Below are 14,584 nucleotides of genomic sequence, written 5' to 3' on the forward strand. Positions count from 1 at the left end.
AAAGCTACTGGACAAAGAAGCACTTGAAGTGGCTTAAAGAACTTCCGTTGGAGGAGATTAATAAGGAAACACTGGATTCTTACCTGCTGTCATATGAAACAGTTTCTGATCGTCTGGAACAGATGAACAGACGCATTGAAGAGATCGCTGAAAAGGATAAATACCGTGAGGCAGTTCACAAGCTGATCTGCTTTAAGTCAGTGAAAGTACTTACTGCTCTGGCTGTGATTGTGGAAATCGGAGATTTCACCAGATTCGTTAAAGCAAAAAACTTTGCGGCATTTCTGGGCCTGGTTGCAGGAGAACTCAGCAGCAGCGATGATCAGAATCAGACGGGAATAACAAAACAGGGAAACACCTTTTTGAGAAAACTACTTGTCGAATGTGCACAATCCTTCTCCCGGACATCATCTGGCAAAAGTGAAGCACTGAAGAAGCGGCAGGAAGGCAACGCTCCTGAAGTCATTGCATATGCGGACAGAGCGAATGAACGCCTCCGGAAGAGATACGTGCGTCTTGTGCTTCACAATCGAAAGAGCCATAACAAAGCAACAGTAGCCATAGCACGTGAGCTGGCATGCTTTATATGGGGAATGATGACAGGCAATATTCATACTGTTCTTGCGTAAGATGATTTCATCGATTGCAAGGAATCAGCCAGGACTTACGTTGAATAATGCAGAAGAAATCAATAAATGACAGAAACATAGAAACAGGAGGGATATGAATTAGATTGAAGGCATCAGGAAGGAGCAGCCCGGATTTGAACTGGATGGTTCAGCTATCTGCGATGATTCTATGATGGCGCTGTTTCATGGTGATCCACGATTTTAGACAGCAGAGCTGGCGGCGAAACCATTGGCCTGTGGGGTGGGAGAGCATTTGTCCCTGATACACGTATAACAGAATGGCTAAATACCGCGAACTGTTGAAAATTCGAGACTCTTTCCTCATGCCTTCAAAAGCAGAAAAAAAATATTGAATCAGTCTGAAACTAACACTTGACATTGGCTTTTACATAACAGAATCACTTCATCTGGATTTGAACGAATTCATAGAATTTCTTTGCCGTGTCGGGGCTAAGAAATTCAAGGAGCTGAAAGGATGATTTTCCATTCAGCTTTTCTTTTAGGTAAGAATCGATATTTGATGAAATGATATCGCATGCATACTGATCGACAACACCAATTGCTTTCAGATCGCATTCCTTGGGACAGATTTCCCGAAGAAGCAGGTGCACGTTCTCGAGAGAACCTTTCTGCCATGAAGCCATCGGGTCGCAGAAGAACATCCTTGTCCTCCGGGTTCCGTCGGATCTGATTTCAGCCTGGCTCGCGCATGTAAATTCTGTGCCTTGGTCTGTCTTAAGAACTTCAGCTTCCTTGTTGAAAAAATCATGTCCAAGGATTTCATCAATAAGATTAATACCTGCAAGCATATTGAGCGATGTTTTCGTTTCATGATACAGGCAGAGCAGCAGATCGTAACGGAGAAGCTTGAAGGTTTGGATGAATGGACCATTGGTTGGATCGTTATATACGGTATCCAACCCGGGCATAAGGATTTGCGTACATGTATTCGTCGGATTCCTTGCTGGTCCGGCCTTTCGTATAGGAAAGGTCTTTGCGAGACTTAAACTGCCGCTTTTTGAAGGGGACTCTTCTCACCTGTTTCTTCAGATCAAGACAGTTGATGGGAATACCGGCTTCTGTAAACACACCGGTTCTGATACAGGAGAACCGGAAGAAGGCTAAGGAACCGGCCTCCGAATCACGATTTCAAAGGATGGAGAGGAATCCACTAACCAGGTGGGCACTATCCAGGCCAACGGATCCAGACTGAATGTCAGATGCGGCGGCGGAATGGATTATCAGGTGATCGACCGGCTGCGTCCCGGAGATACCGTGAAGGTGCTTGGCGTTGAAGGCGACTGGGTAAAGGTTATCATTCCGGAGCTGACAGGCTATGTCCATAAGAACTGTCTCAACATCCATACGGAAGCGACTTCCGGATCAGAGACATTTGAACCTACTGAGGAGAACCTGCAGTCATTCCTGCAGATGTTGGGGCAGGGATTTGGAACCACTCCCCTGACGCCGGACGGGAATATGACTCTGGTAGATGATTTCGGAAGCATCATCGGGACAGGAAAACAGTTCGTAACATTGGTGACGCAGGCAGGCAACTACTTTTATCTGATCATCGATCGTGATGAGAAGGGCAACGAGAATGTGCATTTCCTGAATCGGGTGGATGAAACAGATCTCTTTGCACTGATGGATGAGGATCAAGCGGGAGCCATGAAGGAGCAGATCGCAGCGGAAGAAGCTGCAAAAGCTGCAGCGGAGGCTGCGGAGAAGGCAAAGACAGAGCAGGTAGAATCTCAGCCGACAGAATTGGCAGAACAGGAACCGGAGCAGAAACTGTCAAAGCTGCCTTATGCAATCGGACTAATCATTCTGATCGGTGCATGCGGTGCGGGTGGAGCGTTCTTCTACCTGAAGAACAAAAAAAGCCAGGCTGAATCTACAGAACGCCCAGATCCGGATGCGGATTACCGTGAGTATGAGGATGGCTACGATTTTCCCGAAGAGGAGGATTCAGGAGAAGACCCTGAATCTGAAGACGAATAAAACTGTGCAGGCAGTTTCTGTTTGAGACTGGTTGAATACGAAAATTAAATGAATGTAAGCAGATTGAATAAACTGCAAACAATTGTTAAAATATCTGCAGGAGGTGAATGATGTATATGAAGCCAACACAGCAATTCATTTCCATGCAGGAACTGAAGAGGGAAGGATATTCTTACTACGATATCAACAAGCTGGAAGATTCCGGCAGGCTTGCCAGAGTGAATAAAAAGTATTATGAGAATCTTGATTTCAGCGGTGAACCAAATGACTTTTATGCTGTTTCCGCTGTCTCAGATAAGGCTGTGGTCTGCCTGATCAGCGCAGCGGTATATTACGACCTGTCTGAAGAAAGGCCGTCGGCAGTGGAGGCCGCACTTCCCAGAGGCACCAGAATGCCTTCACAGCCGGACTGGCCTGCCATGAAATTCTTCCTTTTTTCTGAGGAACGATATGAAACAGGGATCAGAACGGTGAATGAAGACGGGAATTTGTATCGCATCTACGACATGGAAAAGACAGTATGCGACATTGTATTCTATCGGAATAAGATCGGGTTTGAGCCTGCTGTTAAGATCGTAAAAAAATATCTGAACCGTAGCGACAGGGATATCAATCGTCTGATGAAATATGCGGAAAAACTGCGCGTAGAGACTGCCATGCGGCAGTTTCTTGAGGTGCTTGTATGAGAAATGCTTCCTCAGTGAAAGACAGGCTGAAGAACTATGCGAAAAAGAGCGGAAGAACCGTTCAGGATGCATTAACTGTTTATATTCTCGAACGGGTTCTCTACCGGATTTCTGTTTCCAGATACGCAGATGATTTTACGCTGAAAGGCGGCATCCTTCTCTATGGTTTGTATACAGATGACTTTACGAGGGCTACAACGGACATCGACCTGCTTGGACAACACATTTCAAATGATCTTGAGACATTGAAGGCAGTTTTTGGAGAAATACTGAATACAGAGGCAGATGACCTAATCCGCTTTGATATGAATACCCTTGAGGCAGTCAATATTACGGAATTTAAAAAGTATCATGGTGCAAGGATTTCAGTAACTGCTTATCTTGACCGGACAAGAATTCACGTTGGCATTGATATCGGATTCGGTGATGTCGTTTATCCGAAACGGCAGAAAATGAATTATCCAACACTGCTGGATGATGACCCTGTAGAACTGTATGCATATTCTGTTTATACGATCATTTCTGAAAAAATGGAGGCAATCGTTTCCCTTGGCGTGGTGAACAGTCGATATAAAGATTTCTACGATCTCATGACCATTTCCGAACGGGAGGATTTCGATGGCAGCATATTACAGGAGTCTTTGATTGAAACATTCGATAATCGACACACCACATTTGACGATATTGCTGCATTTGAAGATGATTTTATCGAAGATCACAGCCATCAGCAGCGATGGAAAGGCTTCTTAAAAAACAAAAGGGTTGCTTCGCCGCTATCATTTGAAGAAACCATGAATGAAGTGAAACACTTTATTCTTCCGGTAATCACTGCAATCCGGGATGATAAACCATTTTTCGAACATTGGAATCACATTTCCAGAGAATGGGAATGAACAAATCATAACAAGCTATGCAGACCGCCTGTCTTATCGCAGACGGTCTTTCTTTATGCCCGATAGAACGGAAAGGCGGCTGCTATGAGCGAAGAGAAAAAGAAATGGGAGGAAGAGATTTTCTCTACAACCGGGACAATCTGTGATCAGATGCAAGAGCTGGTAGAAACGAATGTGATCCTCGTGATCCCGATCGGAGGTGATGCAGATGAGTTCCAGTAAACCCTATAAACTGGATCAGGTAGGAATCCGGATAGTCAAGGAACCACCGCTCTATAGCGCGGAACCGGTCAACTCTCCACAAGCCGCCGTCCTCCGGCTGATGTCACAGACGCTGAAGGGATATGACCGGGAAGTGCTGGCGGTTGTGAATCTTCGGAATGATCTGAAGCCAATCAACATGAATATTGTCTCCATCGGGACACTGAACCAGTCACTTGCGCATCCGCGGGAGATCCTAAAGAGTATCATTCTCTCCAACGCGGAATCGGTCATGTTGTTTCATAACCACCCGAGTGGAAACCTTATGCCGTCTCCGGATGATATATCCCTGACGGACCGCATGGCAAAGATCTGTGAGCTGCTTGGAACACCGATTGTGGATCATATCATCATCGGCAATGACGATCATTATTACTCGTTTCAGGAGAATAAAATCTTAAAGTTTCCTTCTCTGGAATATGCCAGAGATGTGTCGGATCTTCATCTTGGCGCAGAGACGGTATCGGAACCTGCAGCGAAGAAGCCGCAGCAGACCATCGCAGAGATCACGGACAAGCTGGAACAGGTGGGTCACGATCTGTTCAACAGTGAGAGGTACCGGCAGTATCTTGCCACCATGGCGAAGTTCCACAACTATTCTTTGAACAATACGGTCCTCATCAGCATGCAGAAACCGGATGCCATGCTTGTTGCCGGGTACCAATCATGGAAAAAGAATCACGACAGACAGGTGAAACGCGGCGAAAAGGGGATCAGGATTATTGCCCCGGCGCCGTATAAGGTCAAGACAGAACAGGATGTAATTGATCCAAAGACAAGGTAGCCGGTGCTGGATACAGACGGCAAGCCGAAGAAGGAAACCGTTGAGATAGAACGTCCTTCCTTCCGGGTGCGACGGTCTTTGATGTGAGTCAGACCGAAGGAAAAGAGCTTCCAACGCTTGGCACTGAAGAACTGATGGGCTCCGTCGATGGGTACAGCAGGAATTTTTTGAAAAGGTTTGAGATTTGATGCAGTATTCGCCGCTAAAACCGTAGTATATAGGTGGAGCCGGAAATGAGGCGGTGTGATGATAGACGATGAAAAAATCATAGAAATGTTTTTCGAGCGTTGAGAACAGGACATAGGGGAACTGGACATAAAATATGGAAAAGTCTGCCACAATCTTTCCTGCCATATCGTAGGGAGTTGGCGGGACGAATAGGAATATGTAAACGACGCTTATTTAGGCGCATGGAACGCCATTCCCCCGGCACGACCTAACCTGCTGGTGTCTTATCTTTTGAAAATTGTTCGGAACATTTCGCTCAAAATCTATTGGAGAATGGAAGCAGCCATTACACGATTGCTTTAGAGGAAATTGAAGCCAGAGAATTAGCCCGTATCATTGAAAACTTTTTTGACACGCTGACTACCGAAAACCGCATTATCTGTATGCGCCGCTATTGGTTCTCTGATAGCTGCAAGGATATAGCCGGGTTTGTACGGCTTTCAGAGAAAAATATCTCTGTCCGGCTGACCCGTATCCGTGAGAAGATGAAACAATACTTGATTGAAAGAGAGGTATTCATATGAACTCAAAAAGGTTTTCTGACGCTATGAGCGAACTTGATACAAAAAATGTTGATGAAGCTCTCAATTACAAGAAGAAATCTAAAAAGCCCAATTGGGTAAAGTGGGGAGCTGTTGCAGCTTGTTTGTGCCTTGTGGTTGCAGCGATTAGTGTTTCGCATATCCTAAATTCCACACAAGACGATACGACCACAAATGTTATTGCAACTAAAATGGCATTTGAAGCTAAAGTGTTGGAAGTTCAGAACGGCGCTTTGATAGTAGAGCCAATAGAGGGAACACCAGAACGTGAACTAACGAAAAGTATTGTCATTGACACAGAGGATTTAGGAGAACTTAATACAGTGGAGTATGTAAAAAGAGCGCAAATCGGAGATACAATCAAAGTTTGCTATTTGAAAGAAGATAGTGATATTAGTAATGGCGTGATTGCCGTTTACGAGATTATCCCCTTAGAAGAAAATAAATAATCCACTATTTTATGAAATAGGGGCAGCCGAGGAAATCGACTGCTTTTTTTCCATCTTATAAGAATTTCAATTCGGTTTGATAAAACGAATAAGGTAACCTTTTTTATGCTTATCAGGAGGAGAAAATGCCAGCGACAAGACTGATCGCTCTGTATGTGAACAAGAGTAAAGGCGCATCCGCAAGCATGCATGAGCGGATTGAATATTCACAGAATCCGGAAAAGACGGAAGACGGAGAGCTGATCACGGCATATGCGTGTCAGCCGGCGACGGCTGCAGAAGAATTCCTGCTTGCAAGGCGGCAGTATCAGGAGATCCGGGAGCTGCGGATGCATATCACCAACTACAGCAAAACACACGATATCTACACAGCATACCGGAAGGCAGGGTACAGCAGGAATTTCTTTGAAGCCCATCGGGAAGAAATCACACTTCACAAGGCAGCGAAGGATGCCTTTGATCAGTTGGGACTTAAGAAGATTCCAAGAGTTACAAAGCTGAATGAGGAGTTCAACTGTCTTGCCAAGGAAAAGAATGGGGAGTATGTCCAGTACCGCACGGCTTGAGAACGGATGAGGGATCTTGCCAATGTGAGAAGAAATGCGGAGATGGTTTTGCAGGACAACTAAATGAATTTCAAAATAGTACTTGACCTGGAGTTAACTCCAAGGGGTATAGTCCAGGTGCAGATGACAAAGCAAGCGGCAAACTGTAAAGAGTGGTGATGACGATGACGATAAAAGAAGTTTGCGAAAAATTCAATCTTTCTCCGGACACGCTGCGCTACTATGAGCGCGTAGGTGTCATTCCGGAAGTCAGAAGAACCAAAGGTGGGATTCGAGATTATTCCGATGAAGATCTGAAATGGGTTGAGAATGCTGTCTGTATGAGAAGTGCCGGGGTTCCGGTGGAAATGCTGATTGAGTATGTAAAGCTTTTCCAGCAGGGAGATTCTACGATCGCAGCAAGACGAGATCTTTTGATGGAAGCGCGTGCGGAGGTACAGAAGAATTTAGATAAGTATCAGGCCACTATGGACAGACTCAACTATAAGATCTCCCGATATGAGGAAGCAGTGAAAACTGGTGTTCTTTCATGGGAGGCTGAGAACATTAAGAAAGATTGAGATCGATACTATGGCAAAGACGTTAATGGCATTCTTTTCAAGAGCGGATGAAAATTACTTTGGCGGTTCTATGAGATATATAGAGGTTGGCAACACGGAAGTTGTGGCTCGAAAAATCAAAGATATGATTGGGGCAGATCTCTTCAAAATGGAAATGAAGACACCATATGCGAAGGATTATAACACCTGCATTGCTGAGGCAAAGGAACACCAAAAGCAGGGTGCAAGACCTGAACTCAAGTCTCTTCCGACAAGTATTGATGCGTATGACACGGTGATTCTCGGTTATCCGAATTACTGGGGAACAATGCCAATGGCAGTATTTACTTTTCTTGAAGCGTTTGATTTTTCAGGAAAGACAATTCTTCCTCTTTGTACAAACGAGGGGAGTGGAATGGGATCCAGTGAATCAGATATCAGAAAGCTTTGCCTGGGCGCAGATGTGAAACGTAGACTGTCAATCAACGGAAGCAGTGCAAATAAAGCTGACGCTCAGATTAAGAGCTGGCTGAAGTCCAATAGTTTGATATAGGAGGTTACATATGGACAATATTATTCTGAACAACAAACTGGAATGTCCGGTCGTAGGACTCGGAACATTTATGTTATCACCTGCTGAGGCAGAAAACAGCGTCCGGGAAGCCCTGAAGATGGGTTATCGGCTGGTTGATACAGCAAACGCTTATGTCAATGAGCGTGCTGTCGGACGCGGAATGCGCGATAGTGGTGTATCGCGTGGGGAAATCTTCCTCTCCACAAAACTCTGGCCAAGCGAGTATGAAAATGACAACGCAGTTGATGAGACGCTTGAACGCCTTGGTGTGGATTATGTGGATCTCCTTTACATCCATCAGCCTGCAGGCAACTGGCTTGCTGGATACCGTCAGCTTGAAAAAGCATACCGTGAAGGCAAAGCAAAAGCCATCGGCATCTCCAATTTTGAAGGAAAGTACATAGAAGAACTTCAGACGAAGTGGGAAGTAGTTCCCCAGTTTGTTCAGGTGGAGGCGCATCCTTATTTTACACAGAAAGAGCTGCGTCAGACGCTCGACAAATATAATATCAGGCTTATGAGCTGGTATCCGCTGGGACACGGAGATCAATCCCTCATCAATGAACCAGTTTTCGCCAAACTTGGAAAAAAGTACGGAAAGACACCCGCACAGATCATCCTTCGCTGGCATACACAGATGGGCTTTGTTGTCATCCCTGGAAGCAAAAATGTAGACCATATCAGAGACAATCTGAATATTTTTGATTTCAAACTTACGAATGATGAAATGGCGGAGATTGCAAAGCTGGATAAGGGCGAGAGATATTATCACAGGACCGATGCCCAGCTTAAGCAGTTTGCACAGTGGAAACCGGAATTTGAAAAAGCGTAAGTAATGCATTATGGAGGATGAATATGCAGAATTTTGATTATGTTACACCAACCAGACTGATTTTTGGAAAGGGAGTAGTGGAACAGCTGCCCGAAGTAATGCGTCAATATGGGAAAAGAATTCTTCTGACCTACGGCGGCGGAAGTATCAAGAAGATTGGTCTTTATGACAAGGTAAAGACGCTTCTCAGTGATTTTGAAATCGTGGAGCTGTCCGGCATTCAGCCCAATCCCAAGTATGATCCGAGTGTCCTGGATGGCGTAAAGCTTTGCAAGGAACATGATGTGGATGTGATCCTCTCGGTTGGCGGAGGCAGCGTACTCGACTGCTCGAAAGCAATCGCAGCTGGAGCAAAGTATGACGGGGATCCATGGGATTTGATTTCTTACAAGGTAAAGGCACAGGCAGCACTTCCGATTGTAGATATTATTACGCTGGCCGCTACGGGCAGCGAGTATGACTGCGGCGGCGTGATTTCCAGAACCGAGACAAACGATAAGATCGGCTATTTGGACCCGCTTCTTTATCCTGTTGTTTCATTCCTTGATCCGACTTACACATTTACGGTATCCAGAAAACAGACGGCTGCCGGTTGTGCGGATGCAATGAATCACATTATGGAGCAGTATTTCTGCGAGGATTCCACGCTTCTTAACGATGGATTTATGGAAGCGGCGCTTAAGAGCCTTATGGTGAATACAAGAAAGTGTCTCGAGAATCCGGAAGACTATACGGCAAGAGCCGAGATGATGCTTGACTGCACATATGGATGCAACGGGATTTATTCGCTTGGAAACAGTCCGTCGGGCTGGCCATGCCATGGCATGGAGCATGCACTTTCAGCTTATTATGACATTACGCATGGGGAGGGACTTGCAATCATTACCCCGCGGTGGATGAAGCATATCTTAAGCGAGAAGACTGTAGATCGGTTTGTCAAATACGGTGTCAATGTCTTTGGAATTGATCCGAATCTGGATCGGTTTGACATTGCAGATCGGGCGATTGAAGAAACGTACCAGTTCTTCGCATCGATCGGTATCCCGATGCATCTTAAGGAAGTTGGCATTGATGAAAGCCGTATTGATGAGATGGCACATCATGTAGCAGAAAATGAAGGACTTGAAAATGCATGGGCGCCGCTGACTGAGAAGGATATTGCAGACATTTTCAGAGCATCTTTATGAATGGCAAAGGAGATTAAAAATGGCATACGGATATATTGCAAAACTGAATGAACACGTCATACGGGAACATGTTCGCTTCAATGACCGCTATGGGATTGCGATTGCGGCTGATCTTTACCGGGCAAAGGATCTGGATGAATCCGGAAAATATCCGGCGCTGATTGTCGGGGCACCCTATGGCGGCGTGAAAGAACAGGGACCCTGTGTTTATGCAAATGAACTGGCGCAGCGCGGGTTTGTGGTTCTGACGTTTGATCAGGTACATATGGGAGAATCTGCAGGAGAGCCAAGGAATGTTTCTTCGCCGGATCTGTTTGCAGAGTCGTTCAGTGCGGCGGTCGATTACCTTGGCGTGAAGGTTCCCTATGTGGATCGGGAGAAGATCGGTGTGATCGGCATCTGTGGATCGGGCGGTTTTGCACTCTCTGCAGCTTCAGTTGATGTCCGCATCAAAGCAGTTGCTACAACTTCCATGTATGATATTTCCGACGTTCGCGGCATGATGAACCTGACGAAGGAACAGATCGATAGGATGAAGCATCAGCTTGCCGAACAGAGATGGTCGGACTTTGAACAAGGTCAGCCGGAATATATTCCCACTTTTCCGGAAACGCCATATCCTTCCGTGGAAGCTCTGCCGGAAACGGATCCGATCACCAATGAATGGAATCGCTTCTATGCAGTGCCGCGGGGGCATCATCCGAACGCGAGAGGCGGTTTTACTACTACCTCTGATCTGGCCATGATGCAGTTTAAGTGCCTTGATTATATTGATGAAATTTCGCCGCGCCCTATTCTCTTTGTGGCAGGCGATCATGCTCATTCTCGCTCTTTCTCAGAAAAAGCGTACGAGAAGGCGGCACAGCCGAAAGAGCTGTATATTGTTCCGGATGCGGAGCATATCGATCTTTATGATCAAGTGGATAAGATTCCGTTTGATAAGCTGGAGAATTTCTTCAAAGATTCGTTAAAGTGATGAACGGCAAGCAGGCCGATTGAGTGAAAAGAAGCGCACGGAAAGAAATGAACAGGTTTGTATTGGCTGGAATGCTCAGTTTCATGCTACTGATCTCAGGGTGCGGCTTCAGAATGGATACGGAGGAAACCATCATGGAAACAGATCCTCCATCCAAAAGCAATGCTGGAGATGAGATGGAAAATAATATGGATGAATCAATGCCAAAGGAGAATGCAGCTATGAGGATGACAATAGAAAATACGCCGGTACGGATTACATGGGAAGACAATGAATCCGTAACAGCTTTGAGAGAACTTGCGCGGAAAGAACCAATACAGATCCACATGTCAATGTTTGGCGGCTTTGAGCAGGTAGGACCGATCGGGACATCGCTTCCAAGTGATGATGCAGAGACAACGACATCTGCTGGAGATATTGTTCTTTACTCTGGAGATCAGCTGGTAGTTTTCTATGGGTCCAATTCATGGGCTTATACAAGACTTGGCAGAATTACAGACAAAACGAAGGAAGATCTGTCTGAACTGCTTGGCAATGGTGATGTAACGATCACGATACAAATAGATTAAGAACAACATCAGAAAGGAACCAATCCATGAGTAAAATACTTGTCATTTCAACCAGTCTCAGGAGTCATAGTAATTCAGAATTTCTAACCGAAAAAATGACAGAGGGTATCCGGGAAGCTGGCCATGAAGTGGAAACAATCAGTCTCAAAGGCAAAAACCTGAAGTTCTGCACCGGCTGCCTCGTCTGTCAGAAGACGCAGAAATGCGTTCTGAATGATGATGCCATCTGGATCGCGGAAAAGGTAAAGATGGCAGATACACTGGTATTTTCAACACCGATTTATTATTACGGCTTGAGCGGGCAGATGAAGACGCTGCTTGATCGGATGAATCCGCTGTATCCTTCCGATTATCAGTTCCGGAATGTTTATCTGTTAACCGTCGCGGCAGAAGATGAATCCAGTACACCAGAGAGGGCAGTCAGCGGTCTGCAGGGATGGATTGACTGCTTTCCTAAGGCGCGTCTTGCCGGAACTTTATTCTGCGGCGGCTTGAACGATGCGGGAGAGGCTGTGGAGAATTCTGATATTCAGGAGAAGGCTTACCGATTTGGCAAGGCAGTTATGTGAACTACTCGGGTACAAGTAACCGAACTTCAAGGTGGCTCAAGCCACTTTTCTTTTTTCCTGTGTTTCCAGACTGTCAGGAATGTGTACGTATCTCACAGTTGCCCGTGAGGCGCGATGCATTCTGCTGTAGGTATTCTGCATGGTCTTGCATTCTCCATACAGTGGTTTCAGGCTATCCCTGCCGTCCCAGCGGTTGTTGTTACTTTATTTCAGCATGTGCAGTAGATCCGCACTGCCTCATCTCTGATATTCAGTGCTGCATTTTCATCACGGTCATGTTGATGTCTGCAGTCAGGGCATGTCCACTCACGTACAGATAAATCTTTGGTGAGTTTGTGCAATGCCCCGCATTCATGGCACATCTGGCTGCTGGGAAAGAACTTTCCCACTTTGCTTTGGGCAAAGGAACAGGCTATGAGCGCTGGGCGAAGGGCTTCAACCTGAAGCAGACAGCTAAGACACTTCTCTTCCTGCAGCAGCATGACATATACATAGGTTTGCTTTGGAACTATAATTATTAACAGAGGAAGGGGATTTCAATGGATCACGGGACAATGAAAACTCTCACATATTACAACGAAAAAACAGATGAGTTTGTTTTTGGAACTCAGACCGTTGATTTCCATGACACGCAGGATTTATTCCTTTCTTTCCTCCCAAAGGGGTCTTCTATATTGGATTTTGGCTGCGGCTCCGGACGGGATACCAGGTATTTCCTTGAAAAGGGATATCATGTTGTGGCAACGGATGGTTCAGAAGAACTTTGTAAAGTAGCGTCAGCATATACCGGAGTTCAGGTCCGTAAATTGCTGTTTCAGGAACTGCAGGATGAGAATTGCTATGATGGTATTTGGGCCTGCTCTTCTATCCTTCATGTAGGAAGAACGGAACAACCGGACATTTTCCGGCGGATGATATTGGCATTGAAGGAGCAGGGTTATATCTATACGTCCTTCAAGTATGGTGCATTTGAGGGCTTCCGTGGAGAACGATATTTTACAGACTTTGATGAAGCTGGTTTCAGAGACTTTATCAGAGCATTCCCTGAATTAACGATTGAGAAGATGTGGGTGACTTCGGATGTCCGACCGGAACGGAGTAATGAGAAATGGCTGAATATTATCCTTCGCAAGTCGATCATCAGCTGAAGATAAAAGGCGATTATGTCGATACACTGGATATAGAGAGCTTCTCTCTCATGATGAAGGATCCTTCATACTGCTATAAGTTTTACTGGCTAGAGGCATTGGTGATCCTGATTTCAGAAGGCCGTCTGGAAACAACCTTTGATGAGCTCATTGATGAAATGATCTCAAATGCCTGGTATTCCGTCAGAGAGTTCCATATTCACCTTAGTGGAATACAGGCTGGCATTGTCAGAGATGGCCTAGAAAGAGCGGTTATACTGTTGGCTGAGCTTAGTGATCTGCCTTCAAATGCATCAAAGACGGAGATACGAAACGCCATTCGTGAGCATAACAAAGAACTCAAAGCAGCAAAAGAGCAGCTTACTAATATGGTTCCCTACAGAGCACTGGCGGGTTTTTTTCATCGCAGTGATGAGGCTGTAAACTGGAATAGTACTGTGCGAATGGTGGAGTATATTCAGCGTATCAATAACACGGTGATTACTCTGCCATATACGCTTGGAAATAGCAGCAAGCTGAAAAAGGAAGTCCATATCAGTCCTGTTTGGGCAAAGATGATCCAGGACAACACAGTTTCTATTCTTGGATGGATTCAGTACGAGAAGGTTAAATGGTTGCAGATGAATAATCCGGAAGTTCCCGGATTGGTATATAAGCTGGCACCTTTGGATGAAAAGATGCGTAAACTGCAACATGTACATAAGCTTTGGGATGCGATTATTGAAATCCGACCAGTCAGAGATGTGTTTACAGATGAGTTTATACAGAGGAAAGCTTATGATGTAGACCATTTCATCCCTTGGAGTTTTGTGATGAATGACGAGCTTTGGAATTTAATGCCGATGGATTCCTCACTCAATTCCTCCAAGAGCAATCGACTGCCCAAGTGGGATCCGTTTTTCCTACGTTTTGCAGGTAATCAGTATTTGTTATACGAGATGGTTCAGGAAAAGCCTGGCATCAGAAGATTATATGAGGCATGTTTCCGGGATAATCTTCATTCTATCTGGGCAGGTCAGGATGCAAATTCCGGTTCGTCGGTACATGTCTTCCGCTAAAACCGGTGCATTTATGTTGAATTGACGGTGCGGGCGCGTCGCTTTAACGGTGCGCCTTTTATTATGGTTGTGTAGTTTGATGAAAGGAGA

19 protein-coding genes are annotated in these 14,584 nt (G+C 45.5%); 17 read left to right on the plus strand and 2 right to left on the minus strand.

The window, feature by feature from the left end; translation table 11 throughout:
- A partial coding sequence (locus MOZ60_RS10265; RefSeq protein ID WP_370596594.1) for a transposase occupies positions 1-629 on the plus strand: 629 nt, incomplete at its 5' end.
- Positions 630-1,027: 398 nt separating this feature from the next.
- Here the strand turns inward: MOZ60_RS10265 and MOZ60_RS10270 are convergent.
- On the minus strand, positions 1,028-1,438 hold the full coding sequence (locus tag MOZ60_RS10270) for a transposase (protein WP_370596595.1): 411 nt from the start codon (positions 1,436-1,438) through the stop codon (positions 1,028-1,030).
- 370 nt (positions 1,439-1,808) lie between these two features.
- Between MOZ60_RS10270 and MOZ60_RS10275 the strand changes: the two genes are divergently transcribed.
- The 14 genes from MOZ60_RS10275 to MOZ60_RS10340 all read left to right on the plus strand — a co-directional run bounded on the left by MOZ60_RS10275 (position 1,809) and on the right by MOZ60_RS10340 (position 12,288).
- Positions 1,809-2,633, plus strand: coding sequence for a CD1107 family mobile element protein (locus MOZ60_RS10275; protein WP_370596596.1), 825 nt, complete (start codon positions 1,809-1,811; stop codon positions 2,631-2,633).
- Positions 2,634-2,749: 116 nt separating this feature from the next.
- Entirely contained in the window at positions 2,750-3,319 is a 570-nt protein-coding gene (locus MOZ60_RS10280; protein WP_209451753.1) for a type IV toxin-antitoxin system AbiEi family antitoxin domain-containing protein, read from the plus strand.
- Positions 3,316-4,212, plus strand: a complete 897-nt coding sequence (locus MOZ60_RS10285) for a nucleotidyl transferase AbiEii/AbiGii toxin family protein (protein ID WP_370596597.1) — start codon at positions 3,316-3,318, stop codon at positions 4,210-4,212. The genes MOZ60_RS10280 and MOZ60_RS10285 overlap by 4 nt, the downstream gene beginning before the upstream one ends.
- 84 nt (positions 4,213-4,296) lie before the next feature.
- Positions 4,297-4,434: a hypothetical protein gene (locus tag MOZ60_RS10290; RefSeq protein WP_370596598.1), complete on the plus strand. Its 138-nt coding sequence runs from the start codon at positions 4,297-4,299 to the stop codon at positions 4,432-4,434.
- A complete protein-coding gene (locus MOZ60_RS10295) occupies positions 4,421-5,257 on the plus strand; it encodes a JAB domain-containing protein (RefSeq protein WP_370596599.1) in 837 nt (278 codons plus the stop codon). The genes MOZ60_RS10290 and MOZ60_RS10295 overlap by 14 nt, the downstream gene beginning before the upstream one ends.
- A 775-nt stretch (positions 5,258-6,032) precedes the next feature.
- Positions 6,033-6,476, plus strand: a complete 444-nt coding sequence (locus tag MOZ60_RS10300) for a hypothetical protein (protein WP_370596600.1) — start codon at positions 6,033-6,035, stop codon at positions 6,474-6,476.
- A gap of 125 nt (positions 6,477-6,601) precedes the next feature.
- Positions 6,602-7,042, plus strand: coding sequence for a hypothetical protein (locus MOZ60_RS10305; protein WP_370596601.1), 441 nt, complete (start codon positions 6,602-6,604; stop codon positions 7,040-7,042).
- A 164-nt stretch (positions 7,043-7,206) separates the two neighbouring features.
- Positions 7,207-7,602 carry a MerR family transcriptional regulator gene (locus MOZ60_RS10310; RefSeq protein WP_370596602.1) on the plus strand — a complete coding sequence of 132 codons (396 nt, stop codon included), beginning with the start codon at positions 7,207-7,209 and terminating at the stop codon, positions 7,600-7,602.
- Between the two features lie 10 nt (positions 7,603-7,612).
- Complete coding sequence (locus MOZ60_RS10315) at positions 7,613-8,134, plus strand: flavodoxin (protein WP_370596603.1); 522 nt, start codon at positions 7,613-7,615, stop codon at positions 8,132-8,134.
- A gap of 10 nt (positions 8,135-8,144) precedes the next feature.
- Positions 8,145-8,987 (plus strand): aldo/keto reductase, encoded by an 843-nt coding sequence (locus MOZ60_RS10320; RefSeq protein WP_370596604.1) that lies wholly within the window; start codon positions 8,145-8,147, stop codon positions 8,985-8,987.
- Positions 8,988-9,010: 23 nt separating this feature from the next.
- A complete protein-coding gene (locus tag MOZ60_RS10325) occupies positions 9,011-10,174 on the plus strand; it encodes an iron-containing alcohol dehydrogenase (RefSeq protein ID WP_370596605.1) in 1,164 nt (387 codons plus the stop codon).
- Between the two features lie 19 nt (positions 10,175-10,193).
- On the plus strand, positions 10,194-11,150 hold the full coding sequence (locus tag MOZ60_RS10330) for an alpha/beta hydrolase (RefSeq protein WP_370596606.1): 957 nt from the start codon (positions 10,194-10,196) through the stop codon (positions 11,148-11,150).
- Between the two features lie 134 nt (positions 11,151-11,284).
- Complete coding sequence (locus MOZ60_RS10335) at positions 11,285-11,719, plus strand: cyclophilin-like fold protein (RefSeq protein ID WP_370596607.1); 435 nt, start codon at positions 11,285-11,287, stop codon at positions 11,717-11,719.
- 26 nt (positions 11,720-11,745) lie between these two features.
- On the plus strand, positions 11,746-12,288 hold the full coding sequence (locus MOZ60_RS10340) for a flavodoxin family protein (RefSeq protein WP_370596608.1): 543 nt from the start codon (positions 11,746-11,748) through the stop codon (positions 12,286-12,288).
- A gap of 209 nt (positions 12,289-12,497) precedes the next feature.
- Here MOZ60_RS10340 and MOZ60_RS10345 read toward each other — a convergent pair whose 3' ends face one another.
- Positions 12,498-12,770 (minus strand): zinc ribbon domain-containing protein, encoded by a 273-nt coding sequence (locus MOZ60_RS10345; RefSeq protein ID WP_370596609.1) that lies wholly within the window; start codon positions 12,768-12,770, stop codon positions 12,498-12,500.
- A 57-nt stretch (positions 12,771-12,827) separates the two neighbouring features.
- Here MOZ60_RS10345 and MOZ60_RS10350 point away from each other — a divergent pair, with 57 nt between their 5' ends.
- Both MOZ60_RS10350 and MOZ60_RS10355 read left to right on the plus strand, forming a co-directional pair.
- The gene (locus MOZ60_RS10350) at positions 12,828-13,436 is read left to right on the plus strand and encodes a class I SAM-dependent methyltransferase (protein WP_370596610.1); all 609 of its coding nucleotides are present in this window, start codon (positions 12,828-12,830) and stop codon (positions 13,434-13,436) included.
- Positions 13,397-14,494, plus strand: coding sequence for an HNH endonuclease domain-containing protein (locus MOZ60_RS10355; RefSeq protein ID WP_370596611.1), 1,098 nt, complete (start codon positions 13,397-13,399; stop codon positions 14,492-14,494). Before MOZ60_RS10350 ends, MOZ60_RS10355 begins: the two co-directional genes overlap by 40 nt.
- The last annotated feature ends 90 nt before the right edge of the window (positions 14,495-14,584 follow it).

The organism is Grylomicrobium aquisgranense (assembly GCF_033971865.1).
In the GTDB taxonomy this organism is placed as follows: domain Bacteria; phylum Bacillota_I; class Bacilli_A; order Erysipelotrichales; family Erysipelotrichaceae; genus Bulleidia; species Bulleidia massiliensis.

Excerpts from the sequence above, each read along its gene's own strand:
- MOZ60_RS10270 (WP_370596595.1), bottom strand. The coding sequence starts at position 1,438 with ATGCTTGCAGGTATTAATCTTATTGATGAAATCCTTGGACATGATTTT.
- MOZ60_RS10280 (WP_209451753.1), top strand. The coding sequence starts at position 2,750 with ATGAAGCCAACACAGCAATTCATTTCCATGCAGGAACTGAAGAGGGAA.
- MOZ60_RS10285 (WP_370596597.1), top strand. The coding sequence starts at position 3,316 with ATGAGAAATGCTTCCTCAGTGAAAGACAGGCTGAAGAACTATGCGAAA.
- MOZ60_RS10290 (WP_370596598.1), top strand. The coding sequence starts at position 4,297 with ATGAGCGAAGAGAAAAAGAAATGGGAGGAAGAGATTTTCTCTACAACC.
- MOZ60_RS10295 (WP_370596599.1), top strand. The coding sequence starts at position 4,421 with ATGAGTTCCAGTAAACCCTATAAACTGGATCAGGTAGGAATCCGGATA.
- MOZ60_RS10300 (WP_370596600.1), top strand. The coding sequence starts at position 6,033 with ATGAGCGAACTTGATACAAAAAATGTTGATGAAGCTCTCAATTACAAG.
- MOZ60_RS10305 (WP_370596601.1), top strand. The coding sequence starts at position 6,602 with ATGCCAGCGACAAGACTGATCGCTCTGTATGTGAACAAGAGTAAAGGC.
- MOZ60_RS10310 (WP_370596602.1), top strand. The coding sequence starts at position 7,207 with ATGACGATAAAAGAAGTTTGCGAAAAATTCAATCTTTCTCCGGACACG.
- MOZ60_RS10315 (WP_370596603.1), top strand. The coding sequence starts at position 7,613 with ATGGCAAAGACGTTAATGGCATTCTTTTCAAGAGCGGATGAAAATTAC.
- MOZ60_RS10320 (WP_370596604.1), top strand. The coding sequence starts at position 8,145 with ATGGACAATATTATTCTGAACAACAAACTGGAATGTCCGGTCGTAGGA.
- MOZ60_RS10325 (WP_370596605.1), top strand. The coding sequence starts at position 9,011 with ATGCAGAATTTTGATTATGTTACACCAACCAGACTGATTTTTGGAAAG.
- MOZ60_RS10330 (WP_370596606.1), top strand. The coding sequence starts at position 10,194 with ATGGCATACGGATATATTGCAAAACTGAATGAACACGTCATACGGGAA.
- MOZ60_RS10335 (WP_370596607.1), top strand. The coding sequence starts at position 11,285 with ATGGAAACAGATCCTCCATCCAAAAGCAATGCTGGAGATGAGATGGAA.
- MOZ60_RS10340 (WP_370596608.1), top strand. The coding sequence starts at position 11,746 with ATGAGTAAAATACTTGTCATTTCAACCAGTCTCAGGAGTCATAGTAAT.
- MOZ60_RS10345 (WP_370596609.1), bottom strand. The coding sequence starts at position 12,770 with ATGCTGCTGCAGGAAGAGAAGTGTCTTAGCTGTCTGCTTCAGGTTGAA.
- MOZ60_RS10350 (WP_370596610.1), top strand. The coding sequence starts at position 12,828 with ATGGATCACGGGACAATGAAAACTCTCACATATTACAACGAAAAAACA.
- MOZ60_RS10355 (WP_370596611.1), top strand. The coding sequence starts at position 13,397 with ATGGCTGAATATTATCCTTCGCAAGTCGATCATCAGCTGAAGATAAAA.